Source organism: Acetobacter zythi, assembly GCF_963921165.1.
Classification (GTDB): Bacteria; Pseudomonadota; Alphaproteobacteria; order Acetobacterales; family Acetobacteraceae; genus Acetobacter.
In genome coordinates, this window is the sequence record NZ_CAWUEO010000004.1 from 1 (window position 1) to 25,619 (window position 25,619).

Annotated in this window: 22 protein-coding genes and 1 pseudogene; 17 read left to right on the forward strand and 6 right to left on the reverse strand. The window is 59.3% G+C overall.

Annotated elements, in window-relative coordinates; all coding sequences use genetic code 11:
- A partial coding sequence (locus AABE20_RS04540) for a hypothetical protein (RefSeq protein ID WP_338332093.1) occupies window positions 1-306 on the reverse strand: 306 nt, incomplete at its 3' end.
- Here AABE20_RS04540 and AABE20_RS04545 point away from each other — a divergent pair.
- The 4 genes and pseudogenes from AABE20_RS04545 to AABE20_RS04560 form a co-directional block, all read left to right on the forward strand.
- Window positions 253-510 (forward strand): annotated as a pseudogene (locus AABE20_RS04545) (hypothetical protein); the annotation flags it as partial. The gene AABE20_RS04540 and the pseudogene AABE20_RS04545 sit on opposite strands and share 54 nt — an antisense overlap.
- A 195-nt stretch (window positions 511-705) precedes the next feature.
- Window positions 706-1,107 (forward strand): hypothetical protein, encoded by a 402-nt coding sequence (locus AABE20_RS04550; protein ID WP_338332057.1) that lies wholly within the window; start codon window positions 706-708, stop codon window positions 1,105-1,107.
- Between the two features lie 69 nt (window positions 1,108-1,176).
- On the forward strand, window positions 1,177-1,410 hold the full coding sequence (locus tag AABE20_RS04555; RefSeq protein ID WP_338332058.1) for a hypothetical protein: 234 nt from the start codon (window positions 1,177-1,179) through the stop codon (window positions 1,408-1,410).
- 104 nt (window positions 1,411-1,514) lie between these two features.
- Window positions 1,515-1,799 (forward strand): helix-turn-helix domain-containing protein, encoded by a 285-nt coding sequence (locus tag AABE20_RS04560; RefSeq protein ID WP_338332059.1) that lies wholly within the window; start codon window positions 1,515-1,517, stop codon window positions 1,797-1,799.
- Between the two features lie 88 nt (window positions 1,800-1,887).
- Here AABE20_RS04560 and AABE20_RS04565 read toward each other — a convergent pair whose 3' ends face one another.
- Together AABE20_RS04565 and AABE20_RS04570 are read right to left on the reverse strand one after the other, a co-directional pair.
- A complete protein-coding gene (locus AABE20_RS04565) occupies window positions 1,888-2,202 on the reverse strand; it encodes an Arm DNA-binding domain-containing protein (RefSeq protein WP_338332060.1) in 315 nt (104 codons plus the stop codon).
- Between the two features lie 209 nt (window positions 2,203-2,411).
- The gene (locus AABE20_RS04570) at window positions 2,412-4,205 is read right to left on the reverse strand and encodes an ABC transporter ATP-binding protein (RefSeq protein WP_338332061.1); all 1,794 of its coding nucleotides are present in this window, start codon (window positions 4,203-4,205) and stop codon (window positions 2,412-2,414) included.
- A gap of 449 nt (window positions 4,206-4,654) precedes the next feature.
- On the opposite strand from AABE20_RS04570, the gene nth reads away from it, so the two are divergent.
- On the forward strand, window positions 4,655-5,320 hold the full coding sequence (gene nth / locus AABE20_RS04575) for an endonuclease III (protein ID WP_338332090.1): 666 nt from the start codon (window positions 4,655-4,657) through the stop codon (window positions 5,318-5,320).
- Between the two features lie 18 nt (window positions 5,321-5,338).
- Here the strand turns inward: nth and hemH are convergent, their stop codons facing one another.
- Together hemH and mutY are read right to left on the reverse strand one after the other, a co-directional pair.
- The gene (gene hemH / locus AABE20_RS04580; RefSeq protein ID WP_338332062.1) at window positions 5,339-6,379 is read right to left on the reverse strand and encodes a ferrochelatase; all 1,041 of its coding nucleotides are present in this window, start codon (window positions 6,377-6,379) and stop codon (window positions 5,339-5,341) included.
- A 74-nt stretch (window positions 6,380-6,453) separates the two neighbouring features.
- The gene (gene mutY, locus AABE20_RS04585; protein ID WP_338332063.1) at window positions 6,454-7,521 is read right to left on the reverse strand and encodes an A/G-specific adenine glycosylase; all 1,068 of its coding nucleotides are present in this window, start codon (window positions 7,519-7,521) and stop codon (window positions 6,454-6,456) included.
- 10 nt (window positions 7,522-7,531) lie between these two features.
- Between mutY and AABE20_RS04590 the strand changes: the two genes are divergently transcribed.
- From AABE20_RS04590 to AABE20_RS04645, 12 genes are all read left to right on the forward strand, one after another.
- Window positions 7,532-8,077 carry a DciA family protein gene (locus AABE20_RS04590; RefSeq protein WP_408740695.1) on the forward strand — a complete coding sequence of 182 codons (546 nt, stop codon included), beginning with the start codon at window positions 7,532-7,534 and terminating at the stop codon, window positions 8,075-8,077.
- 164 nt (window positions 8,078-8,241) lie between these two features.
- On the forward strand, window positions 8,242-8,466 hold the full coding sequence (locus AABE20_RS04595) for a hypothetical protein (RefSeq protein ID WP_338332064.1): 225 nt from the start codon (window positions 8,242-8,244) through the stop codon (window positions 8,464-8,466).
- Window positions 8,467-8,537: 71 nt separating this feature from the next.
- A complete protein-coding gene (locus tag AABE20_RS04600) occupies window positions 8,538-9,614 on the forward strand; it encodes a transglycosylase SLT domain-containing protein (protein WP_338332065.1) in 1,077 nt (358 codons plus the stop codon).
- Window positions 9,615-9,758: 144 nt separating this feature from the next.
- Window positions 9,759-11,759, forward strand: coding sequence for an AfsR/SARP family transcriptional regulator (locus AABE20_RS04605; RefSeq protein WP_338332066.1), 2,001 nt, complete (start codon window positions 9,759-9,761; stop codon window positions 11,757-11,759).
- Window positions 11,760-11,936: 177 nt separating this feature from the next.
- Window positions 11,937-12,473 (forward strand): DUF3576 domain-containing protein, encoded by a 537-nt coding sequence (locus AABE20_RS04610; protein ID WP_338332067.1) that lies wholly within the window; start codon window positions 11,937-11,939, stop codon window positions 12,471-12,473.
- A 68-nt stretch (window positions 12,474-12,541) separates the two neighbouring features.
- Entirely contained in the window at window positions 12,542-15,160 is a 2,619-nt protein-coding gene (leuS, locus tag AABE20_RS04615; protein WP_338332068.1) for a leucine--tRNA ligase, read from the forward strand.
- Window positions 15,160-15,855, forward strand: a complete 696-nt coding sequence (locus AABE20_RS04620) for a hypothetical protein (protein WP_338332069.1) — start codon at window positions 15,160-15,162, stop codon at window positions 15,853-15,855. Before leuS ends, AABE20_RS04620 begins: the two co-directional genes overlap by 1 nt.
- Before the next feature lie 18 nt (window positions 15,856-15,873).
- Window positions 15,874-16,887, forward strand: coding sequence for a DNA polymerase III subunit delta (gene holA, locus AABE20_RS04625; RefSeq protein WP_338332070.1), 1,014 nt, complete (start codon window positions 15,874-15,876; stop codon window positions 16,885-16,887).
- Window positions 16,888-17,704: 817 nt separating this feature from the next.
- Window positions 17,705-18,688, forward strand: a complete 984-nt coding sequence (locus AABE20_RS04630) for a hypothetical protein (protein ID WP_338332071.1) — start codon at window positions 17,705-17,707, stop codon at window positions 18,686-18,688.
- Window positions 18,689-18,767: 79 nt separating this feature from the next.
- Window positions 18,768-21,497 carry an ornithine decarboxylase gene (locus AABE20_RS04635; RefSeq protein ID WP_338332072.1) on the forward strand — a complete coding sequence of 910 codons (2,730 nt, stop codon included), beginning with the start codon at window positions 18,768-18,770 and terminating at the stop codon, window positions 21,495-21,497.
- Between the two features lie 95 nt (window positions 21,498-21,592).
- Window positions 21,593-23,281 carry an aspartate-alanine antiporter gene (aspT, locus tag AABE20_RS04640; protein WP_338332073.1) on the forward strand — a complete coding sequence of 563 codons (1,689 nt, stop codon included), beginning with the start codon at window positions 21,593-21,595 and terminating at the stop codon, window positions 23,279-23,281.
- A 332-nt stretch (window positions 23,282-23,613) separates the two neighbouring features.
- Window positions 23,614-24,891 carry an MFS transporter gene (locus tag AABE20_RS04645; RefSeq protein WP_338332074.1) on the forward strand — a complete coding sequence of 426 codons (1,278 nt, stop codon included), beginning with the start codon at window positions 23,614-23,616 and terminating at the stop codon, window positions 24,889-24,891.
- Here AABE20_RS04645 and AABE20_RS04650 read toward each other — a convergent pair.
- Window positions 24,888-25,619, reverse strand: coding sequence for a tetratricopeptide repeat protein (locus tag AABE20_RS04650; RefSeq protein WP_338332075.1), 732 nt, complete (start codon window positions 25,617-25,619; stop codon window positions 24,888-24,890). The genes AABE20_RS04645 and AABE20_RS04650 overlap by 4 nt on opposite strands.

The following is a 25,619-nucleotide window of genomic DNA, read 5'->3' on the forward strand; positions in this document are numbered from 1 at the left end:
TAAAAAACGAAACATCATCGAACGCTTCTTCGCCAGACTTAAACAGTTCAGAGGTATTGCAACACGATATGACAAGCTGAAGTCAGCCTCCGCGTGCTTGGCGTCTTCTGCGGCCACGTCTGCGCCATGCCGGATATAAGCCGACAGGAACAGGGCCACCCCTCCGCACAGGTCTGCGTCCCCGCTATCGGGGCCACCTGCCTTGTTGCTGAGGTAATCGGTCAGGGCGTCACAGATCACGGCAACGCGGCGTTGGTGGTCGGCCTGCCAGTTCAGAGAGTAAGCTGCACGTTCCAGAGGGGTCATTGTGCCGCCTTACAACTGGGCGTGCGTGATTTGGCATCTGCTGCCAATGTTTCTCCCACGACGATTACTCGTTTAGAACGTGGCGAACCCCTTTATTCCCGTACAATCGAAGCCATCCGCACAGCCTTGGAGGCAGCGGGGGTCGAGTTCGTTGGAGAGACAGGCGTCCGTCTGCTGGGGCCTGCCGCTCAAGCGTTACGGAAGCGCGAGAAAGAAAAACAGAAGCTGCGTGAAGATTCCGGTATTCCCGAAGCAAAATTTATTCCCCGCGATGGCTCCGATCTGAAAGCACCGGCAGCCCCCGTTCCCACACCCCAAAGAGCAAAAGAAAAGTGAAGTTGTTGCTGAGAATGGCGGGGGTGATGGGGCTGGAGTTAGGTTGAGGAAGGATACAAACGGTTGAGCAACAAAGCTCGAACAGCCCAAGCTGGTGTGGCTTACATTGCGTGGCAGTTGGCGCGCCGGGGCTGGGAAGTTTTGCCTGCGTCAGAAACTCAAAAACAATCTACTTTACTTAAGGTTAAGAAAGAAGGAATCAGTTCCCCTTTTCTTATCCAATCTCGTGCATTTAGCAGCAAAGCCGCTGTCAGTCTTGGCGCGGATATCACTGGGCCAGACAGTCTCCCGTTCGATTGGATGGCGATTACCATCAATGTGCGTTCAGAGACGCCAACATGTTTTTTGCTGAACCGGCAGGACGTGATTGAGCGCATGAAGCAAGACCCTAATGGACCGCTTTATTGGGTAGATCCCTCTCGGTATATTGATACTAAATTCGAAGGCCGGTGGGACAAAATTTAAAAACTTGATTCCAGCGGACTACGAAGTAGTCATTATCATAATGTCACTTTGATTCCTAAATGGTGAGAAATGGACGTACGCATTCTAGAAGAAGTTATTCATCCCGAGCACCTCAAGGGTGATTGGCAGTTGTGTTTGCAAAAAGTCATTTATGAAGATGGTAAAGAAAACCTTGGAGGATATCGCTTTATTTGGCGTCATGAGGGACGTATGCAGCCAGCTCGGGGACAAGCCAGAATTCCAACGCTGGAAGATGCCGAAATTCTGTTTCTCTTAGCGCGCAGAAACGGCTGGGGTCGTTAAAATAAGCGCGGTTGTGGTTAGGCCGGGTGCGGGAAGGTAGTAGCTCCCCATCCGGTCGCTTAAGCTCTCTTGCGAGGTGTCCCCATTGATGACATTGTCATTTTATGGATGCGAGAGAAAAAGTCATCAATAATGACATTATCCCCGCCCAGATTAGAGCAGCCCGCGCCTTGATAGGCTTAACGCAGGATGATCTGGCATCCGCAAGCGGCCTCCCTAAACGTACCATTGCGCGTATCGAACTGGCAGAAGTCGCCCCTCGCCAGTCCACACTGTCCGCCATTCGCACAGCTCTAGAGACCGCAGGCGTGGAGTTCATTGCTGAAAACGGTGGTGGGGCTGGGGTGCGGTTGAGGAAAAGCACGGGTGAGAATGATGATACCGAATGACTGGGAGGATCGGCACGCACTTTCAAAAGAAACCTCCTATCGAACGCACATCTCAAGCCATGGACGGTCTGGAAAAGAGTTCTGCTTTCTACGAATGCCGTGCCCTGTCGAAATTATGGATTATGGCCTTGTCCTTTTCCCGCTCTGCAATGGGGTCCAGTCCGCTTTCCAGCACCTTACGGCACTCAGAAGCCCGCACCCGCGCATCGGCCAAGGATAGACTGTGCGCACTGCCAAGGCTCATCTGGCGGCGGGTGCCTGTTATGGGGGATTTGAAGCGTAGCTCCCAAATGCGGGACCCTCCCACCACCATAAGCCAGAGACCGCCCCCGTCACATAGGCCGCCATTTTTGTGTTTGGATGCCTGCAAGGCTGTCAGTCGGTTGGGTGGGAGTCGGCTCATCGTCTTTTACCCCTCTTATTACCCCCCTTAAAACATGGAATGTGGGGGAACGTCCAGAAACAACCGTGGACGGAAAGGGGCGTAATGCGCTGGTAAACCAATGGTTTTTGGAACGCCATGGAACGGTATGGGGCGTGGGTTAGGCGGACTTCCCCTCCGCCAAAGCCTCCCTACCATCCAGACAAAAATCTAAAATACACAGCAAAAACCTATAACGTCTGTAAAGCATACAGGCGTTGGTACAGCCCGCCCTGTTGCTGGACCAGTTGGGCGTGTGGGGCGTCTTCTACAATCCGCCCGTGGTCGAAGACCAGTATGCGGTCCAGCCCCACCACGGTGGACAGGCGATGCGCCACAACAAGCACCGTGCGGCCATCCATCAGCCGTTCCATGGCCTCCTGCACCTGTGCCTCGGACTCGGAATCCAGACTGGCCGTGGCCTCGTCCAGCACCAGTATGCGGGCATCGGCCAAAAAAGCGCGGGCAATGGCGACGCGCTGGCGCTCCCCACCCGAGAGTTTAATGCCCCGCTCCCCCACCAGTGTTGCGTAGCCTTCGGGCAGGCGTTCTATAAACTCCGCGGCATTGGCCAGACGGGCGGCCTGTGCAATCTGCTCGGGCGTGGCGTCTGGCTTGCCGTAGGCAATATTTTCGGCCAACGAGCGATGGAACAAAATAGGCTCCTGCGGCACCAGAGCAATCTGGCGCCGCAGGTCGGACTGGCGCACGGTGGCCGTGTCCACGCCATCAATCAGCACCTGCCCGCTGTTTTGTGCGTAAAGGCGCAAAAGCAGCTTGGTAAAGGTGGATTTACCAGACCCCGAAGGCCCAACCAGCCCCACACGGCTCCCCGGCGCAATCTGCACTGACAGGTCGGTAAAAAGGGGGGTCTGCTGCCCCGGATACTGGAAAGTCACGTGGTCAAACGCGATAGCCCCGTGCGCTACGTGCAGGTCAACAGGGTGTGCGGGGTCCGCCACCCCTGCGGGTGTGCGCCACAGCAGGAGAAGTTCCTCCATTTCGTTCACCGAGCGCTGCACGACCGAGACCTGCTGCCCGATATCGCGCAGGTAGCCCTGCACCAGAAAGGTCATGGTCAGCACATAGGCCACATCCCCCGGTCCCGCACGGCCATTGCACCACAACCAGACCGCAGCCGCCGCCAATGACAGGCGCATGACCACCACAGCGGCGGACTGGATGTTGGCGCTATCGGTCCCGCGTATCCACATCCGTGCGGTTGCCGTGCGCCACTGGTCCAGCGTGTTGGCCAGTCGCGCCTCCTCGCGCGCTTCCGCCCCAAACGCCTTGACCACCGCATTACAGGTCATGGCATCGGCAAGGGCGGCCCCCACTTTGCTGTCCCCCGCATTGGCCGCCTGTGCGGAAGGGGCCACATAACGCAGCGTTAGCATGCACGAAAGTGCGACAAACAGCGCGGACAAAACCCCAAGCATGGCCCCCATGGCGGGCCAGTGCCAGCCCAGCACCAGCGTGGTCAGCACCAGCAGGCAGAACTCGGGCAGCAGCATGAGCAGAAGTGTGTCGTCCAGCATATCCACCGCCCACATGCCGCGCGTAAGCCGCCGCACGGTGGAACCTGCAAAGGTGTTGGCGTGCCAGTCCGTGCTCAGGCGTTGCACATGGGCAAACGACTCCGTGCCGATTTTTTGCATGACCCGCGTGGTCAGCCGCGTAATACCAAGGTAGGCGTAGCGTTTGGCCACAACACTGCCAAACCCGCAGGCCGCAAGGGCGGCAACCATCCACTCCGCATCGTGCAGCCGCGCGGACTGGCTGGCCGGTTCCGCCACATCGGACACCAGACGGCCCGCAGCCAACGGCATAAGCACATCAGCCAAAGTCGCCAGCAACACCGTAATCACGGTCACGGCCAAAGGCAGGGGAAAAGCCAGCCACAGGCGGATGACAAAACCCAGCACATCAACAAACAGGGATGTTTTGCGCGCAGCAGAGGAGGAGCGCGAGGCAGAAGTGACCATGAACCAGAAATCCGAAAAAAGCGTATTCGTCCGCACCGGCGGGGCAGGTGCTCAGTCTGTATCGTGAAGGCGCGATATTGCGCAAATCCGCCACCGCTGGAAAAATGGCACCCCCCACCCCTTTGCGATACACAAGCCCCATGCCCCCCAAGACCCCGCGCAAAAGCCCGACCAGCCCCTCCGCCACACACAGCGCCCCTGCGCAGGACGGCCCAGTGCCCGAGCGCAACACGCCCACACCTGCTGCACCGGGCAACGCCGGTTCGGACCCGCACGCCCAAAGCGGAGGCGGCAAAAGCGCACCCAAAACCGGCAAAACCACCAGCACCCGCCCGGCGGGCGGAGCCACAAAAGCCAACGCGCAGGCCAAAAAAAGCGCCCCAAAACCCCGTGCAAAAGCTGCGGCAGCGGCCCCCACCAGCACGCCCGCCCAGACCGCCCCGCGTGATATGACAAAGGCAGAAGTCCACCTGTTCCTGACCGATCTGTCCCGCGCATGGCCGGATGCACAGACGGAACTGCACTACACCACCCCCTTTACGCTGCTGGTGGCTGTTGTGCTGTCCGCTCAGGCAACGGATGCTTCGGTCAACCGTGTCACTCCAGCCCTGTTTGCCGCCGCCCCCACCCCGCAGGCCATGGCCGCACTGGGGGACGAGCAGGTGGGCCAGTTGATCCGCACCATCGGGCTATGGCGCAACAAGGCCAAAAACGTGGTTGAACTCTCGCGCCAATTACTGGCCGAGCATGGCGGGCAGATTCCCGGCACGCGCGAAGAATTGGAAAAACTGGCAGGTGTTGGGCGCAAGACCGCCAACGTGGTGCTGAATGTGGCGTTCGACCAGCCCACAGTGCCGGTAGACACGCATGTCTTCCGGCTGGCCAACCGCTCCGGCCTTGGCCGTGGCCGCACGGTGGAAGCTGTGGAAAAAAAGCTGGAAGCCCGGATTCCGCGCCCCATGGTGCGCGATTCCCACCACTGGCTCATTCTGCAAGGGCGTTACGTGTGCAAAGCGCGCAAGCCCGAATGCTGGCGGTGCGCGGCACAGCAGAGCTGCCTGTTCCCCGATAAAACACCCCTCCCACGGCCCAAGGCGCCACGCGCAGCACTGTAGGTGGGGTAAGGCTGCGGGTTACAGCCAGCCGAGCAGTTCACGCCGGGCGAGTTTTTCCAGCAGGCGGATGCTGGCTGGGCTGTCGTTCAGGCAGGGAACAAGGGTAAAGGACTCGCCTCCCGCCTTAAGGAACTCCTCGCGCACTTCGTGGCCAATTTCGTCCAGTGTTTCCAGGCAGTCGGCCATAAAGCAGGGGGTGACCACCGCAATATGTTTGACCCCTCTGGCCGGGAGCGCCGCAATAAAGGGGGCTGTGTACGGCTCCAGCCACTTGGTTGGCCCAAACCGGGACTGAAAGGTCATGGGCAGGGTGGTCTCGTCCATCCCCAGTTCGGCGCGCAGGGCGGCCACAGTGCGGGTGCATTCCGCCAGATACGAATCGCCCTTGTCCACATATTGCTGCGGCAGACCGTGGAAGGAGGCGACAACCATCTGGAACGGCCGGTCCGCGTGCATCTGCTCCTCGCGGATGGAGGAGGCCACGGCGGTAATAAAATCCGGATCATCGGGGAAGGATGGCACGGTGCGGACGGCGGGCTGGTTACGCAGCTTCATCAACACCCGAAAAAACTGGTCATTGGCCGTGGCTGTGGTGGTCGCACTGTATTGCGGGTACAGCGGCAGGCACACAATACGGTCACACCCCTGCTCCATAAGCGAGCGGAGCGCCTGCGCAACAGAAGGGCGGCCATAGCGCATGCCCCACGCCACGGGCACGCCATCGGCTGCAAACTGCTCGGCCAGTTTTTCGCCCTGATGGCGGGTGTAGGTGCGGAGCGGGCTTTCGTTCCGTTCGGCGTCCCACACACGGGCATAGGCGCGGCCACTGCGGCTGGGCCGTGTGGTCAGGATCACACCTTGCAACAGAGGCTGCCAGAACAGGGGCGAGCCTTCAATAACCCGCCGATCAGACAGGAACTCGGACAGATAGGCGCGCACGGCGCGGTACCCCGTACCCTCGGGCGTGCCAAGGTTAAGCAGCAGCACACCCGGCCTGCCACCGCGCGGCTGCCCCTGAGCGGACTGTTGGGCCTGTGGCGGAATATGGTGGAAAACCATGCAACCTCTTTATTTCTTTTTTATAGCCCGACCCAAAGGGCCGTTGGCCGGGTGTGCCAACACCGCCTTTGAATTCATGCACGATGCAGGAAGTCGTATCCTGTTGACATACATTTTTGCATAATTGATGGCAGGGATGCGGTTTTGGCCTGCGCCACAGGCAGCAAAAACCCTTCCCCGACATCCTGATTGGAAAAACGCGCCACACGCGCCGCGTAAACCACCACATTAAGCGTAAAATGCGTGAACACATGCTTAACAGCACCCGCGTTGCACCACTGGGCGGCAACGGGTGCATGGGTCAGGGCTTCGGCCTCGGTCCAGGGTGCGGCACGCCAGTCTGTGCCGGGCAGTTCGGTCATGGCGGCCAGCAACCCGGTTTCTGGCCGTTTGCGCAGCAGCACATGCCCTGCTGCGTCCATAACCATAAAATGCACGCCATACCGCACGGGGCGTTCGGCCTTGGGGGCCTTGCGCGGCAATGTGGCCGCAGTACCCTGTGCATGGCCCGCGCACACATCCTGCCATGGGCACAGCCCACAGGCTGGCTGGCGGGGCGAACACAACGAAGACCCCAGATCAAACAGTGCTTGTGCAAAATCGGACGGGCGGGCGCGGGCCGGGGCATCCGTATTAAGCCCGCTGGCCAGTTGCGCCAGCGTTTTGCGCGCCGCAGGCAATGGGGCCTGCACATTGTACAGCCGGGCGGTTACGCGCTCCACATTGCCATCCACCGGCACAACCGGCACGCCAAAGGCAATGGCGGCTACAGCAGCGGCGGTGTACGCACCAATACCGGGCAGGGCGCGCAGCCCCTCCACTGTGCGGGGGAACGCGCCCAGAGCCGCCACAGCCTGCGCGCAGGCATGCAGGTTGCGCGCGCGGGAATAGTAGCCAAGCCCGGCCCATGCGGCCAGCACATCATCCCGCGGGGCGGCGGCCAGCGCCTGAACAGTTGGAAATTTTTCCACAAATCTGAGATAATACGGCCCAACAGCCTTGACCGTTGTCTGCTGAAGCATGATCTCGCTCAACCAGACCCGATACGGGTCGGGTGTTTCCCCCTCCCTGCACCGCCATGGCAGGGTACGGCGGTGTCTGTCATACCAGTGCAGCAGGGCGTGGGCGGGTGGCGTAATCACGGAGGCTGTTATGGCGAAGGAAGTTCATTCGGGCAAGGCGGGAGCACCCGCAAGGCAGGCCAGCCCCCCCCGCAAGCCCGCCCCCCGTGCACGGGCAAAGGAGGAGGCCCCGCCCCCGCGCCGGGTCATGAAGGCCCTTACACTGGCGGCCCTGCTGCCCAACGTGACCGCCCCTGCCTTCCGCCGCCGCTCCCCCACGGGGGCCATGCTGTTTGCCCGCTGGGCAGATATTGTAGGCCCCGCCCATGCCGCCGTGACCACCCCCCACAGGCTGAGCGCCGCCACGCTGACCGTTGCCTGCGCAGGGCCGGTTGCCATGGAACTGCAACATCAGGCGGACATGCTTATGGCGCGGATTAACACATGGTGCGGGGAGCCACTGGTGGCGCGGCTGCGCTTTGTGCAGGACCCCACGGCGGGCACACGCCGCAGGCAGCCTGCGCGCAAAAACCACGCCCCCGCCTGCACCCTGCCCGACATGCCAGATGATTCGCTACGCACCGCGCTGGAGCTGCTGGGCACGGAAATTTTACAGGCCACGACAAAAAAAACCTAACAGAATTAAAGAGTTATTTCTTTTATTGTCATGGTTTTATGACAAAGCCGCTTAATGCTTGAAATTGACACATTGTCGGTGTTCTAAGACCGCGCACCAGATGCGCAGTGGCACTCTTGTGCAACAGTCAAGAGCAGAGCAGTTAACGAACAGGACTTATCATTATGTTGCGTAAACCCGGCACCACGCCAGGGATTACTACCCCCGCCGCCCTAAAAACATTGAGGCAGCATGGGCCAGAAACCCTGTCCGATCTCCAGTTTCTGGAAAACTGGACAACCCGGCCGCGCTATACCGCCGCCAGTGTGCTGCGCGCGGGCCAGATCCGCCGCACAAACCCGAACCTGATGAACGACATAACAGCAGGCATGCGCCAGCGCGGCAAATAACTCCGGCAGGGTAACCCCCTGCACGGCAGGACCATTTGCATCCGCCCGCCCGAACGGGCACCATGGGCTTTATGCTGCTACGTGTTTTTACCTGTGCGGACCAGCGTGTCTGGCGCAGGGCCTTTTCCCTTATCGCTCTGGGCGGGCTGGCTGTGCTGTCCGCCTGCGCGGGGCCGGGCAAAACATCGTACAATGCGCCGGGGTCGGCCCTTAATCCGTGGGGGCCGTATATTCACGAAGCCTCGGACCGGTTTTCCGTTCCCCAGTCATGGATCCGGGCTGTCATGCAGCAGGAATCGGGGGGCCACCAGTACATAAACGGGCATCTGACACGCTCGGTACACGGCGCGGTCGGGCTTATGCAGATCAAGCCGGACACTTACGCCGAGCTGGCCCAGCGTTACCACCTTGGCTCCGACCCCTATAACCCGCACGACAATATTATGGCCGCTACCGGCTATATTCACGAACTCTACGAGCGTTTTGGCTCGCCCGATTTTCTGGGCGCTTATAACTGCGGACCACAATGCATGGAAAACCACCGCTCACGCGGGGCGCCCCTGCCCGGTTATGCCCGCACTTACATGGCCGCCATTACCCCCCACCTGAACGACCCCGTACCCCCCAGTTCCCTGCCCGTACAGTCCGAGCCAACGTTAGCGCCAGAACAGGTGGCCCCGGTGCAGGTGGTCCAGAACACCCCCCAACCCTATGGCCCGGCCAGCGCCCCCCCTATGGAGGATGACACATTGCCCCCGCCCTCCGCCGGAGCGGACAGCCCCACCCCACAGGGAGCGGACACCTCCGACCTCCAGCCCGCAAGCTACCAGCCCGACACGTACCGGGCTGTCAGTTCCGCCCCCCTTGCCGGTTCGGGCATTGTCTGGCGGCCTGCGGGGGCTACGGGTAACGCTGTTATTCAGATCGGGGCTTTTTCCACACCCGTGCGGGCCATGCATGCCATAGCCCTCGCCCGGCAGTCCTCCCCCGCACTCAGCCACGCCCAGAACCGGGTGGAAAAGGTCACACCCGCCGGGCGTGCGCCAGTATGGCGTACACGGCTTGCGGGGCTGCCCGCAGGGCAGACCGACACCATATGCTCTGCCCTGCGCCAACAGGGGCTTTCCTGTATTGCCATCACACCCTAAAATATTACATAACTGTTAAGTTTACTTTTTGCTAAAACCTTCTTTTTACAGGGGATTACTAAAATAATTTTTTCTGACCGGCGTGAATGATCTTAATGTTCGTGACCGGTACCAACTACTGGTAACCAACGGACCCATCTGCCCATGCACGCACCCCCCACAGATAAAGGCGCACAACCAGACCGCCCCTTGCTCAACATTTTTCTGCTGGGGCACATGCGCGTCCTGTCTAACACGGGGCTTTCGCTTTTACCCACGGGCACCAAAACCAAGGCACTTCTGGCCATTCTGGCCCTGTCCAACCGTCGGCCTGTCGCCCGCACACGGCTGGCCGAACTACTGTGGAGCAAACGTGCGCCCGAACAGGCGCGCGCCTCCCTCAGGCAGGAAATCCACCGGCTGATGGACGTTCTCCACCCCCTTGGGCCGGAAGTCCTGGACGTACAGCGCCACACACTGGCCATACGCCCCAACCTGACCGACATTGATACCGAGCATGTGCTGCGCGCCACACCCCAGACGGTTATGGACCTGCCCGACCCCCTGCCCCCGCTGCTGGAGGACCTGAGCGCGGTGGACCCCGGCTTTGCCGTATGGCTGGAGGAAGAACGTAACCGCCTGCTTGACCACAAAATTGCACAGCTTGAAGCCCTGCTGGCCAGCGCCCCCACCCCCGCCACAATCATGGCCGCAACGCGCAGGCTGCTCCGCCTGAACCCGCTAAACGAGGGCGCATGGCGCGCCAACATTCTGGCCGCCATGCACAGCGAGGAGGAAGGGACTGCCTTACTGAGTGCGGAAACCTGCCTCCGCACTTTTCAGGACGCCATTGCCACCACACCGGGGCAGGAGACCATGCGCCTGATTGCAAAGCTACGGGCGACACACCTCCAGAACACACAGGCGGCCGCGCACACGCTGCCCCAAACACCGCATCCCGCGCAGACAGTGGCAGACGGGTCCGGGTGTATGCTCAGCGCCACGGTGTTTCTGGCCTGCACCCAACAGCAGAACAACACGGAAACCGTGGCTCTGGCCGAACAGTTCCGTGGCGAGCTTGGGCTGGATCTGGCCATGCACGGCGTACTGGACGTAAGCGTACAGACCGAGCATTTTGCCGCCTCGCCTTTTCCGTCGCTCCCCGCACGGGGGCGGTGGGATTTTCTCATCGGCATTACCATAACCGGGGGGAGCGGGTCGGCACTCACATGTCTTTTGCAGGCGTTTGACACCCGCCTGAACGACACGATCGTATGGGGCCACAGGCTTACCCTGACCCCCACCACCTTACGCGCCCTGTCCAACCGGTTTGCCGCCATACTGATTCTGAGCCTGTTCAAGACTGAAGCGCGCAGAATGGCCAGTATTCCCGTAGCCGAGCTTTCCCCCTTCGGGTTGGGTCTGCGGGCCTTTACCCTGAGCATGCGCGCCGATGCAGGCCTGTACCACACCATTGAACACCTGCTGAATGAGGCGGAAAAACGCGCACCGGAAAACCAGTTCCTGCTGTTTGTGCGCGCGCATTACCTGCTCATCCGCATGTATGATGAATGGCATGTGCCCGTGGCGGACGCCATCCGCCCCATGATTACCATGCTCAAGCAGAATTTTGCCCTGTTCCCCGGCAATCGCGCCACCCGCTACCTGCTGAGCACCGGCCTGTTTTACGCCAACCAGCCAGACGAGGCGCGCTTTCTGCTTGCCCAGATGCACCTGAGCCTGCCCACCGATTCCCCCGCAAGCATGCTGGCCCTGCCCGATGGGCTGGACGCCCTGTGCCGTGGAGACGCGGTGACCGCAGCGCGCATTTACACCGATTTTTTTAGCATGGTCTCCACCATGCCGCAGTTCAGTGCGCCGGATCAGGAATTTATTCTGTCGTGTTTTCTGGCAGACCAGTATGAGGAAACCCTGCTTCACGCACGCGGCATTCTAGCCACCTCCCCCGACCGTTCGGCCATTCTGGTACCAGCCCTTGCCGCGGCCAACATGCTGGGCCACCAGTCTTTAGCGCAGGATTACCGCCAGCGGCTGCACCGTTTGCAAACCCCGCTCACCCCCTGCGCCATAGAGGGGCACTATGCCTACCTGCCCCTGTTTATGCGGCAAAAACTCTGCCACGCGCTCCACCTGCCCCAACCCTGAGCGCGCAACACACCCCCACACCAGAGCAGACAGGCCACGCAGACGCTTGGCGGAAAAGAGTTGAAAGGATATGAAGACGGACAGGAACACCTGTGCCGCCAGCCAGACCTGACTTCTTTTTTATCCGGCGGACCGGGAAAGACGGATACCCAAGTGCCAAGGAGCCACATCAACGCCATGCTTCGCCGTCTCATGCCCAGCCATGCCGCTGCAAGTCGCCCCCACCCCATGCCTTTTGGCAAATGGATGACCACCGCCACAGCTCTGGCCGGGGTCAGCATGCTCAGCGCGTGCTCACTCTTTGACCACTCCCACAATGGCATTACCGCCCCACAGAACCACCTGCTGGTTGAAGACCGCGGCGCATCCGGGGGGGAAGCCAGCCTGAAAGGCGGCGTAAACGCCTACCTGTGGCGCGCAACGCTGGATACCCTCTCCTTCATGCCAATCGCCACGGCTGATGCGGAAGGCGGCCTGATCCTGACGGACTGGTACACCCCCCCCGCAACACATGATGAGCGGTTCAAGATTACCGCCTTTGTGCTGGACCGCCGCCTGCGCTCGGATGCGCTGCGCCTGAGCGTGTTCCGCCAGCTCAAACAGGACGGCACATGGGTGGATACCCCACCAGCCCCCAACACGGCGTCCGACATTGCCACGCGCATTCTCTCCCGCGCGCGCAAACTCCGCGCCGATAACGGCAATCAGGACTAACACCCCCGGCCCTGGCCGTGTTTGTCCTTAGTTTTTCCTTATAGCCTGCAAGCGTAGATCCAAATTCCATGTCCCAGCCTTCCAGCCCATCCCCTTCCTATGACTTTAACGCAGTTGAGCCAAAGTGGCAGAAGGCGTGGGAACAAGCCGATATTTTTACCGTGCCCGATGTCCCTCCGGCGGATAAGCCCAAATATTATGTGCTGGAAATGTTTCCCTACCCCTCGGGGCAGCTCCACATGGGGCATGTGCGCAACTATGCGCTAGGCGACGTTATTGCCCGCTACAAGCGCGCCCGCGGCTTTGCGGTGCTGCACCCCATGGGCTGGGATGCCTTTGGCCTACCGGCGGAAAATGCCGCGCGTGAGCGGGGCGTACACCCGCAGGAATGGACGCTCGCCAACATTGCCGCCATGCGCACGACTTTGCAGCGGCTGGGCTTCTCCCTCAACTGGGACCGCGAGATCGCAACCTGCCTGCCCGAGTATTACGGCAAGCAGCAGAAGCTGTTTCTGGACTTCATGCAGGCAGGTCTGGTGGAACGGCGCGAAAGCTGGGTGAACTGGGACCCGGTGGACCAGACCGTGCTGGCCAACGAACAGGTCGTGGACGGCAAGGGCTGGCGCTCTGGCGCGCCCATTGAAAAAAAACAGCTCTCCCAGTGGTTCCTGCGCATTACCGACTTTGCACAGGACCTGCTGGACGGGCTAAAAACGCTCGACCGCTGGCCCGAGCGCGTGCGCACCATGCAGGAACGCTGGATTGGCCGCTCCGAAGGGGCCAAGCTCACCTTCTCGCTGCACGAACCCCCTGCCGGGCTGGACACCAACCTGAACGCGGTGGAAGTGTTCACCACCCGTCCGGACACGCTGTTTGGCATGTCCTTCCTTGCCATTGCCCCCGACCACCCGCTGGCCCAGTGGGTCGCCCAAAGCAACCCGCAGGCTGCCGAGTTTGTGGCGGAATGCCGCCGCCTTGGCACATCGGTCGAAGCTGTGGAAACCGCCGAAAAGCGCGGGTTTGATACCGGGCTGCGCGTGAACCACCCGTTCATGGACAAGAGCTTTCCTGTCTGGATCGCCAATTTTGTGCTGATGGATTACGGCACGGGCGCGCTGTTTGGCTGCCCCTCGGGTGACCAGCGCGATCTGGACTTTGCGCACAAATACACCCTGCCGATCATACCCGTAGTACTGCCCGAAGGGCAGGATCAGGCTGACTTTGCCGTGACCACCACCGCCTATGCGGGCGATGGCACCATGATCAACTCCGGTTTTCTGGACGGGCAGACCACCGCACAGGCCCGCAAGTCCGCCATTGCGCGGTTGCAGGACCTTGGCGTGGGCCAAGGGGTTGTCAACTGGCGGCTGCGGGACTGGGGCATTTCGCGCCAGCGGTACTGGGGCTGTCCCATACCGGTTATTCATTGCCCCACCTGTGGCGCTGTGCCGGTGCCCGATGCACAGCTCCCGGTCACGCTGCCCGAGGATGTAACCTTCGACAGGCCGGGCAACCCGCTGGACCACCACCCCACATGGAAGCACACCACCTGCCCATGCTGTGGCAAGCCCGCCACGCGGGAGACCGACACGTTTGACACGTTCGTAGACAGTTCGTGGTATTTTGCCCGCTTTACCGCCCCCCACGCCGCCACCCCCACCGTGCGCGAAGCCGCCGATGGCTGGCTGGCCGTGGACCAGTATATTGGCGGGATCGAACACGCCATTCTGCACCTGCTCTACGCCCGCTTTTTTACCCGCGCCATGCACCGCACCGGCAACCTGAATGTGGATGAGCCGTTTGCGGGCCTGTTTACGCAGGGCATGGTCAGCCATGAAAGCTACAAGGACAGCGCAGGCCACTGGCTGTACCCCGAGGAAGTGGAGCGCACGCCCGAAGGTGTGGTCAAGCGCGGCACCACCGACCCCGTAACTGTGGGCCGGGTGGAAAAAATGTCCAAGTCCAAGCGCAACACGGTGGCCCCTGTTGCCATTATCGAGCGTTTTGGGGCCGATACAGCCCGCTGGTTTGTTCTGTCCGACAGCCCCCCCGAGCGGGATATGGAATGGACCGAAGCCGGTGTGGCCGGTGCCGCCCGCTTTGCCCAGCGCCTGTTCCGCACCGTGTGTGGCGTGGCCGCCAGCGTGCCTGCCAACACCCCCTGCCCGGCAGATATAGACCGCAAGGCGGACGCGCTACGCCGCACCACCCACCGCACCCTTGCCGCGGTCACCGAAGCGCTGGAAAACTTTGCCATTAACGTGGCGGTTGCCCGCCTGCACGAACTGACCTCCGCTCTGGCGGATGCGGAAAAAACCGCCAGTGTTGCAGGCATGGACTTTGCCCGGCGCGAAGCCGCCCACATTCTGTGCCTGCTCTGCGCGCCCATGATGCCCCATCTGGCCGAGGAAATGTTTGCAGGTCTGGAACCCGGTGCGGGCCTTGCCGCAACACAGGCATGGCCCACCCCCCTGCCAGAGCTGCTGGCGGCAACGCAGGTCACCATAGCCGTGCAGATTCTGGGCAAGCTGCGTGGCACCATAGAAGCCCTGCCCGATGAAGACCCCGCCGCCGTGCTGGCACGGGCGGAAGCCGAACCCAACGTGGCGCGGCTTCTGGAGGGCAAACGCATTGTCAAACGCGTGCATGTGCCCAACCGCATTGTAAACTTTGTAACGGCAGGCTGATGACCCGGACCCGCTCCCTTTTATCCCTCGGCAAGGCCACACTGGCAGCCACCGCTCTTATGGCAGCCCCACTGCTCCTCAGCGGGTGCGGGTTCAAGCCATTATACGGGGAGGAAAAGGGGGCGGTTGATGTGTCCGCCGAGTTGCAGGACATTTACGTTGCCAATATTCCAGAGCGTTTTGGCCAGCAACTCCGGCTTGCACTCCAAAGCCAGATGGCAGCCGATGGGCCGGAAGACCCACACAAATACAAGCTTGTCGTCCTGCCCACCCTTAGTGCCGAAGCCATTGACATTCATGGTGACAACACCACCGGGCGGACCCGTATGCTGGCCACCGCGCACTGGCGGCTGATGACAATTGAACAGGCCCCCCAACTGGTCGCGCAAGGGTACACCCAAACGCTGGATGGGTACACAAACACCTACGAACAGTATTTTGCACTGGCCCTGAACATGGAAAGTGTTCGCGGCCGCGTGGCGCAAGCGTTGGGCGAGCAGGTTACGCAGCAGGTGGCCACGTGGTTTAGAACCCACGCAACCCCCGCCGCCGTACCCGATAACCAGCCCAAAGCCTTCTACCCCTCGCCCAACCTCATTCCCGATTCCGACAGGGGCGCTGCCATGGAACAGGAAGGGGCAGACGCCATTCCGAACATGGCGACCGGGCGCGAACCCATTGACACCAATTTCTGACCGCCGGGCGGGCTGGTCATGAAAATAGATGCCCGAGGCACCGCCCGCGTTCTGAACGACCCCGGAGCGTGGCGCGTTATTCTACTCCACGGGGAAGATACGGGGCTGATCCGCGAACGCGCGTTACAGGCCACGCACCGGCTGGCTGGCACGCTGGACGACCCGTTCCGCATTGCCCTGCTGGACCGCGAAACCCACAACAGGCTGGAAGAAGAAGCAACCGCCCTTTCCCTTATGGGTGGCCGCCGCGTTGTGCGTGTGCGCGATGCCTCGGACGCACTGCTCAAGCCTGTTGAGCATGTTCTGGCCCAGAGCACGGACACGCTGGTCATTCTGGAAGCCCCCGGCCTTGCCTCCCGCTCCAAGCTACGCCAACTCATGGAAAAACAGCCCCAGTGCGCCAGTATTGGCTGTTACCCCGAGGAAGGGCGCAATCTGGAATCCTCGATTACCCAGATGCTGGCAGCCCATCAGGTCCGGATAGAGGCAGACGCCCTGCACTGGCTGGCTGGCAGGCTGGGCGCTGACCGCGCGGCAGCCCGCAGCGAGGTGGAAAAACTGGCACTTTACGCAGGAGATGGCGGCACACTGGCCCTTGAAGACGTGCGCGCCTGTATTGGCGATGCAGGCAGCGTATCGGTCGAGGATGCAGCCTTTGCCGCCACTGAAGGCAACCGGACGGAGACCGACACAGCCCTGGAGCGCGCTCTGGCGGAAGGCACCGCCCCCATTGCCATTATTCGGGCCTTTATGGGCCATATGCACCGCCTGCGCCGGGTGCGTGCGGCCATGGCTGCGGGGCAGAGCCGCAGTGACGCGCTGAAAACCCTGCGCCCGCCGGTGTTTTTCAAACGCACGGCAAGCTTTGGCCGCGCGCTGGAGTTCTGGTCCCTGCCTGCACTGAGCAAGGAGCTTGCGGAACTACAGGCACTGGAGCTGGCCTGCAAGCAAACGGGAGCGCCCGATGTGCTGCTGTGCCGCCGCCACATTGCCACGCTGGCAGCCCGCGCGGCCCTGTACAGCCGCCGCTAGTTCCTGCTTTTCCCCTTGTCCGGCGGGGGGGCATTCAGTATACAAAAACGGTGTGTCCGCGTAGCTCAGTAGGATAGAGCACAGGATTCCTATTTAATTGGGCACCATAACTGGAAACACTATGGTGAATCCGCTCAAAGTCGGGGAACGCTACGGCCTGCAAGGGCCTTGCCAATCCCGAGCCAAGCCGTTCCTTACGGGCGGAAGGTGTAGAGACTGGACGGGCGGTGCCTAAAGACCTGCAAACACAGGTCTATGGTAAAGGGACAGTCCAGCCCACAAACGCTCCGGCAACGCAGCGGCAGTGAAAGCTGTAGTGGGATGAATCCTGGGGCCGTGGGTTCGAATCCCGCCGCGGACACCAACACACACACTCCCCTTTTCCGCCCTGACAAGCACCACCATAACAGGTGGCTGTGTGTGAAAAACCTCCGTTATTCTCTTGATAAACACAAACACCTACCGCCAGACTGGCGTGTGGGAGTGCCCCAGACCACAACGCCCCATTATGCCAGAAAATATTATGTTAAGTATTACCTGACACGTTATGAAATACTAAACAATTTATACCAGAAAAAGAGCGTCACAAAAAAGTTATTCCCCCATTCCACCTTGCCCACACCCAGAAATGATGCTCTAAAATAGTTTATTATATATTTTGTATAGAATGTTTGAGCCAATCCAGCATTCTGAAAGGTGACACATGAAACGTGTAGCTGAAAGAATATTGTGTAGCTCTCTCATTTTACTCACAAGTGGCTGCTATAGTATTGGAAGTTATAAACTCGGAAAAGATCAGGACCAATACGCAAGTTCCATGATCGAGGCCAGTAAACGCCAGACACTTTCCAACCTTGTGCGCCTGCGTTACGCCGATACACCCGGATTTTTGGATACAACACAGCTCATCTCGGGTTACCAGCTACAGCGCAGTGGTTTTCTTGGTGTTGCATCCGACACTTTTCCCATCCGCCCCAATGGGGGCATAGCCGCGCAATTACAGGAAAGCCCAACCTTTACGTTCCAGCCCGTAACGGGTGATGCCTACGCCCATAATTTTTTGCGCCCCCTGCCCCCCGCCAGCCTGTTGCCACTGGCCATGGGTGGCCTACCCATAGATGTGTTGCTGCGCCTTTCCGTGCAGTCTATTGATCTTATGAGTAATAACCGCCCATTTTCGCGCAATGCGGGCGATCTGGATGCCGAGGTCGATGCCCATAGTGCGGATTTTTTAAGCCTGCTGCATGACCTGCGTCTTTTGCAGGCGGCGGGCCTGCTGAACATCCAGTTGCAGCAGGCACCCGGAAGTGGAAAAGAAAGTGAAAACAGCCGTGTTTTCATGAGTATTTCTTCAACAACAGACCCAAACCTGTCCGCTCTGGTTGAAAAAACCAGAAAGCAGCTCAACTTTTCGCCCAAATACGAGCGGATGGAAGTGGTTTACGGCGTTGGCGCCCCAAGCCCGGGGCAGATTAAAATGCTGACCAGAAGCATGTTGAGCATTCTGGGCCAGATTGCCTACCAGATTCAGATCCCAGACGATGAAGTCTCGTCCGGGAACACCCGCAAATCTGTTGATAATGGCGGCAATACCGGGGCCAAACCCCTTATGGACGTTCATTCGGGCCACAAAGAGCCAGACAATGCGTTTGTCGCCATTTTGTACGACCATTACTATTACTGGATTGATCGCGGGGATTTTGAGAGCAAACTGGCCTTTACCATTACCCAGATGCTGCTTGAACTGTCCAAAACAACCCTGAACCCCGGAGCCGTGGTGACCATTCCTGTCAACAAATGACGGGCCACCACAGCAGAACAGACCTCCACCAAAATAAACTTATTTTTCTTCAGTTTTTCACAAAACAGGAAAAATCTTCATGACGTCCAGCACTCCTTGCGATCAGCCTGCGCGTTCGCTTATCAGCACATCTCTGGCCACACCCGCCCTGCGCGCGGACCGGTGGCTACTGGTCCTTGACCTTGCACGCAAATGGTCTACGGCCAATGGTGTCGACATTAAAAAAAGCCTTTCCAGATCTTTGGAAAAACTGGATGAGGTTGAACGATTTTTTGCCTATCCGGGTGCGCAGTTGCTCGACCGGCTCAAAGCCTGCCTGAACGATGATGACAGCAAGGCCTTCCTGCGCCTTGCCCAGCGCATTTCCACCACCATTGTATCACGCAAATACCACCGCGACGCCGCATCGTGGAACATGGATGACCATGAGGACGAACCCCTTAACCGCCTGCCGCAAGCCATAACGCACCTTAAAAACACGCCGTATTTTGAGGTCCTGAGCGTTGTGCCGCACGCGCCCTCGCGCTGGCCGCTTATTCAGGAAGAAGCCCGCGGTGTGCGCCGTGCGGAAGACGACTTTATCTACCAGCCGGTCATTGTGGGCAACGCACAGGACGCCCTGACCGGCATCCTGCTGAACCCCGATATTGGGGCTGTGGTCCTGTACGAAGGCTTTACCGCACAAAGCCCGGCGGAAAACCCCCTTCTGGCGGCTTTTCAGAGTGTGATCGACTTCTCAAGCATTGAGGATGACGAAACACTTGTGCTCCAGCTTGCGCAGGCCATTAAAAAAATCCGCCCGGAAATGGATATCTACCTTCTGAGCGACAGAAACATTGAAACACTGGCAGGCAAGCCCGAAAGCCGGTTTTTCAACCGTATTTTCTACCAGATGGAAGAACCGCTGGAGTTGCATCTTTCCATTCTGGAAGGCATTCGCAACCGCTACAGAACGCCGTTTTTTGATAACCTCAAACGCTATGCCCAGCGCCCTATTGCAACCTTCCATGCCCTGCCCATAGCCCGCGGCAAGTCGGTCTTTACGTCCAACTGGATCAGCGACATGGGCGAGTTCTACGGCCCCAACCTGTTTCTGGCTGAAAGTTCCGCAACAACCGGCGGGCTGGACAGCCTGCTGGAGCCGACCGGCAACATCAAGGACGCGCAGTCCATGGCGGCGCAGGCCTTTGGGGCTGACCACGCCTTTTTTGTCACCAATGGCACATCCACCAGCAACAAGATGGTGCTACAGGCCCTGCTGGCTCCGGGCGACATTGTTATTCTGGACCGCAACTGCCACAAATCCCACCATTACGGGTGTGTGCTTGCCGGTGCGCAGCCTTACTATGTGGAAGCCTTCCCGCTGGTGGAATACTCCATGTATGGCGGCGTGCCCCTGCGCACGATCAAACAGGCGTTGCTGGCGCTCAAGGCGCACGGTGACCTTGCGCGTGTGAAAATGGTCGATCTGACCAACTGCACGTTTGACGGTCATGTCTATGATACGCGCCGGGTTATGGAAGAATGCCTTGCCATTAAACCGGACCTGATCTTCCTGTGGGACGAGGCATGGTTTGGCTTTGCGCACTGGTCCCCCCTGCTGCGCCAGCGCACCGCCATGGGGGCCGCCGCCGCCCTGACCGAATCCCTCGCCCGGCCGGAAGCCCAGAAAGCATGGGACGAGCAGGCCAGCGCTCTGGGCAAAAACCCTGATGATGAAACCCTGCTGAACACACGGCTGGTCCCCGACCCGCGCGCGGTGCGGCTGCGGGTGTACCAGACCAACTCGGTGCACAAATCCATGTCCGCTCTGCGGCAGGGGTCCATTGTGCTGGTCAAGGATGTGGACTTTGAGCATGTAGAATCCCAGTTCCACGAAGCGGTGTTCACACATGCCTCCACCAGCCCCAACCTCCAGATTATTGCATCGCTCGATGTGGCCCGCCGCCAGATGCAGCTTGAAGGGTATGGACTGGTCAGCAACGCCTTGCAGATTTCGCTTGAAATTCGCAAACAGATCAACAGCCACCCGCTGATTTCCAAATACTTCCGCGTGCTCAACAATGCTGAAATGATCCCCGAGGCATTCCGCAAATCTGGTCTTGCAGATTACAATGATCCCAACATAAGCTGGGACAAAGCCCTCCAGTCCATCAAAACGGATGAGTTCCTTCTGGACCCCACGCGTATGACCCTGTCCTGCGGGGCGGCGGGTTTTGATGGCACAACGTTCAAGAACATTCTGGCCGACAAGTTTAATATCCAGCTCAACAAAACATCGCGCAACAGCGTTCTGCTCCAGTCCAACATCAACAACAACCGGTCCGACATTGCCCTGCTGATCCGGGTTCTGGTGGATATTGCCACGGACATTGAAAAGAAAGTTCTTGATAACGACGATGGTTATCGGAAAACTTTTGAAAACAAAGTGCATGAACTGGTGGACGACCTGCCAGAACTCCCCAACTTCAGCCACTTTGATGACCGTTACCGCGACCAGCCCACAGCCAAGACCCTGCACGGCGATATCCGCCGAGCTTTTTACGATGCGTATAACGAGGCAGAGTGCGAATATATTCCACTCGATAGCCCCGAAATTGCCCAGCGTCTGCAATCTGGCCCGGCACTGGTGTCTGCCAACTTTGTTATTCCCTACCCTCCGGGGTTCCCCATTATGGTGCCGGGGCAGGTGATTACACAAAGTATTGTGGACTTTATGCGCAAGCTGGATGTGAAGGAAATCCACGGCTTTAACAAAGCTCTGGGCCTGAAACTGCTCAAGCGTGTTCCCGACAGAAACAAGGGCTGAACACGCCCGCGTGCCGCTCCCGCACCCACCGTGCGGGAGCATTTTTTTTGCATCGGCTCTGCAAGGCTGTCACTTGCGGGTGAAGGAGCTTACACATGACAGTGCACTGGATTGCAGAGACGCTCCGCGCCTCTCCTGAACTGGCGATCTTTCTGACACTGGCGATCGGGTTTTGGGTCGGGTCGCTCAAATTCGGCAGTTTCAGCCTTGGGGCCGTTACGGGCACGCTGCTGGCCGGGGTTCTGGTCGGGCAGTTGGGCATTGCCATTTCGCCTCAGGTCAAATCCGTCTTTTTCATTATGTTCCTGTTTGCCGTGGGCTTTGGCGTAGGGCCACAGTTTGTCCGTGGCATAGCCAATGACGGTTTGCCGCAGGCTATTTTTGCCGTCATTATTTCCGCTTTATGCTTGGTGTGCGTGTATGTGGCCGCCATTGTTTCGGGCTACGGGCCGGGCATGGCGGAAGGGCTTCTGGCCGGATCGCAAACCATTTCCGCCTCCATTGGGCTGGCAACCGATGCGATCAACCGTAGCGGCCTCTCGCCCGAGCATATCCAGTCCGAACTGAACGCCATACCCGTGGCCTATGCGGTAACCTACCTGTTTGGCACCGTGGGCACAGGCTGGATGCTGGCATTTTTAGGCCCCAAAATCCTGCGCATCAATCTGGCAGAGGAGTGCGAACGCTATGAGCGGGATATGAACATCCGCTCCGCAACCGAAAGCGCGGATACCGCGTGGCACACCTACATTATGCGCGCCTACAAGCTGAAGACGGCCGGCCTGATTGCGGGCAAAACCGTAGCGGATGCGGAAAAAGCGCAGGACAAACGTATTTTTCTCGAAAATCTGCGTCGTAATGGCAAAATTATTCCGTTCGACAACACAACCCTCCTGCAAGAAGGCGACATTGTTGCCGTATCCGGCCCGCATGACGCGCTGGTCTACTGGTCCAACCATGCCGAAGAAGTGGCTGATCAGGAACTGATCGAAATTCCCGTGGAAACGGTGGATGTGATTGTGACCAGCAAACAGCTCAGCGGCCAGCGCCTTGTTGACCTGTCCACCGCCCCTTACGCCCGCGGCATTTACATTAACTCCATCCGCCGTGGCTCCATGAATGTGGAGATCCCCGTCCTCTCCCAGACCGCAATCAACCGGGGGGACATCATTAATATAACCGGCAGCCGCAGGCATGTGGCCGATGTGATTGCAAATGTGGGTTATGCCGACCGCCCCACCAATGTCACCAGTATGGTGCTGGTGGGCGGGGGTATTTTTGTGGGGGGGCTGCTTGGCTCGCTCGTGCTGCCTATTGGCGGTGTGCCCATTACCCTTTCCTCCTCCGGCGGGGCGCTGATCGCAGGGCTTGTGCTGGGCTGGCTGCGCGGTGTTACGCCAAAGCTGGGCAATGTGCCTTCGGCTTCCGTGTGGTTCATGAACACGGTTGGTCTGAACATTTTTATTGCAGTTGTTGGTATTTCCGCCGGGCCAACCTTTATCCGGGGGTTGCAGGAAGCGGGTGTGAGCGTGTTTTTCTGGGGGGTGTTCGCCAGCGCCATACCCATGCTGCTGGCCCCCCTTATTGGCAAATATATTTTCCGCTTTGACCCCGCAATCAATCTGGGCTGCTGTGGGGGAGCGCGCACCAGCACGGCCTCGGTCGCTATGGTGGCGGATGTTGCCAAAAGCAATGTGCCCATGCTGGGGTACACAGTGCCTTACGCCGTAAGCAATACCCTGCTGACCATGTGGGGTCTGGTTATTGTGCTGCTGCTCGCCTGAGCCAGCAGACCTGCCCAACGGCTGCATGACCATGGCAGCCCAAGGCGGGCGCCACAACGCCCGCTAACCCATTTGTGTCTGGTCGGTCCATGGCTGCCGCCCCTGCTGGGCAGAACAGCCTTATACTGGCCAGACACCCCCTTATTAGTCCAAAAAAATATTCACCCGCGCGCACAGGCTGCTATCGCACGCGCCTGTGCATCGCCTGAAGTTGAATTGCACCCAAAGCGCCAATAAGGGCAGCGTGCCTTACCTTGTAAAAATTCGGGAAATCCTTTTTATAAGTGCGCCACAAAATACTTAATTTAAATATGAATTAACGGAATAATCGCATGCCCCCGGCCCCGCAACCTGTTCCTCCATCCACGCAAAAACCGGCCATAACCAACCAGAACGCCTATATTGTGGCGTGGTTTTTGTGCCTGGTGTTCTACTGGTTGCAATATTCCACCCGCTCCGCACCCAGCGTTATGGTGGGGGAGCTGATCTCCTCCTTCGGGCTGACAACCGTTGGTTTAGGCTCCCTGCTTGGACTTTATTACTACACCTACTCGTTGTGCTCCATTATCTCCGGGGCGGCGGTGGACAGGTGGGGGGCCAAATACACCATTTCCTTTGGGGCACTGGTTCTGGCTGCGGGCACATGCCTGTTTGGCTGGGGGAACGAATGGATGGCAAGCCTTGGCCGCCTGATGCAGGGTGCGGGGTCGGCTTTTGCTTTTGTCGGGGCGGTGTACCTTGCCGCGCGTGGTTTTTCCAAAGAACATCTGGCCACAGCCGTAGGGATAACCCAATGCGCGGGCATGATGGGGGGCGCCATGGGGCAGTCCACCGTGGCGTGGCTGATTCATGGCGTGATCAACTGGCATTTTTTCTGGATTGATACGGGCGGGCTGATTGCACTTGTGGCCGTGTTTATTTTTTTCCTGACCCCACAGGAACACAAAAGTGCAACAACCGCTGTCCACCCGGCAGGGTCCATGTTTACGCCGTACAGGAGCGTACTCTCCAACCCTCAATCCTATTTATGCGGGCTGTGCTCGGGTCTGCTGTTTTTGCCAACAACCGTTGGCAGCATGACATGGGGCATAACTTTTTTAACCCAGAGCTGGCACATTGGGTACCATGAGGCCGTTATGCGCGCAGCCATGGTGCCGGTTGGCTGGATGGTTGGCTGCCCCGCCCTTGGCTACCTGACCGACCGCATAGGCCGCCGCAAACCTGTGCTACTGGGCGGTATTGTTGTTATGGCGCTAACCGTAGCCGCCATTATTTACCTGCCGGGCAACACCTTTCCCCCCTATGTTCTGGCGTTTGTGCTGGGGGTATCCTCCGGTGCGGCCATGATCCCCTACTCCATTATCAAGGAGGTCAATGCCGATGAGGTCAAGGGGAGTGCAACGGGGGCCATCAATTTTCTGGTGTTTGTCATGAGCGCCATTGTATCGCCCCTGTTTGCAGCATTTTTGCAGCATCTGGGCCACGGAGCGCCTTTAACTGGCGTGCAGTTTTCACAAGCTTTCAGCTTTGGGCTGGTGGGTATTGTGCTGGCTGGGGTGCTGACCTTTTTCCTGCGCGAGACAGGTCCGGGCCGCCACCCCAAGCACTAAGCCTGCTTGCACAGGCACTGGTTGGTGCGGGCCATCAGGTCCGCACCATAGGGTGCGGGCATAAAAGCCAGAAGTTTTTTCATATCGAGAAAACACGCCTCGAACCCGGTTTCGAGTGTTTTTTGAAAAAACTCCCGCGCCATAGAAATATTTCCATTCTGCAAGGCCAGCCGGGCCATATTCAGCGCTCCCCAACAATCCCCCGCCTCTGCTGCGGCCTCGTAATACTCACGGGCCACGGACAGACCTTTTGGGGAATTATCCTCGTGCAAAAGCCCAATCATGTTCAGTGCTTTTGCAACACCTGCCTGAGCGGCCTGAACGTACAGGCCATAAGCCCGCGCCACATCACGCGGCGGGCCATGACCAGCCATATACAGATCAGCCAGATTGAAAAAAGCCCAGCCGTAATTCTGCCCGGCCGCCATTTCAAAATACTGCATGGCCACTAACGGGTTGGGTGTTACCCCCCAACCACGTTCGTAGGCGCGACCAAGCATGTTCAGGGCCGCAGGCTGGCCACTTCTGGCGGCAACCTCGATCATGCTGAAGGCTGCCTGCATCTGCCCCCGATCCAGATAGATCTGGGCCAGCACAAGCTGCCCTTCCACCGGGGAGGGTGGCACCCTCCCCCCCTGCGTTAAGGTGGCTGGCGTGGGCGGCACGCTGCCCTCGTTCGTGTTGGAGGGCAGCGTGCTCCCGGCTCTGTGCAATACCGGTTCTGGCAT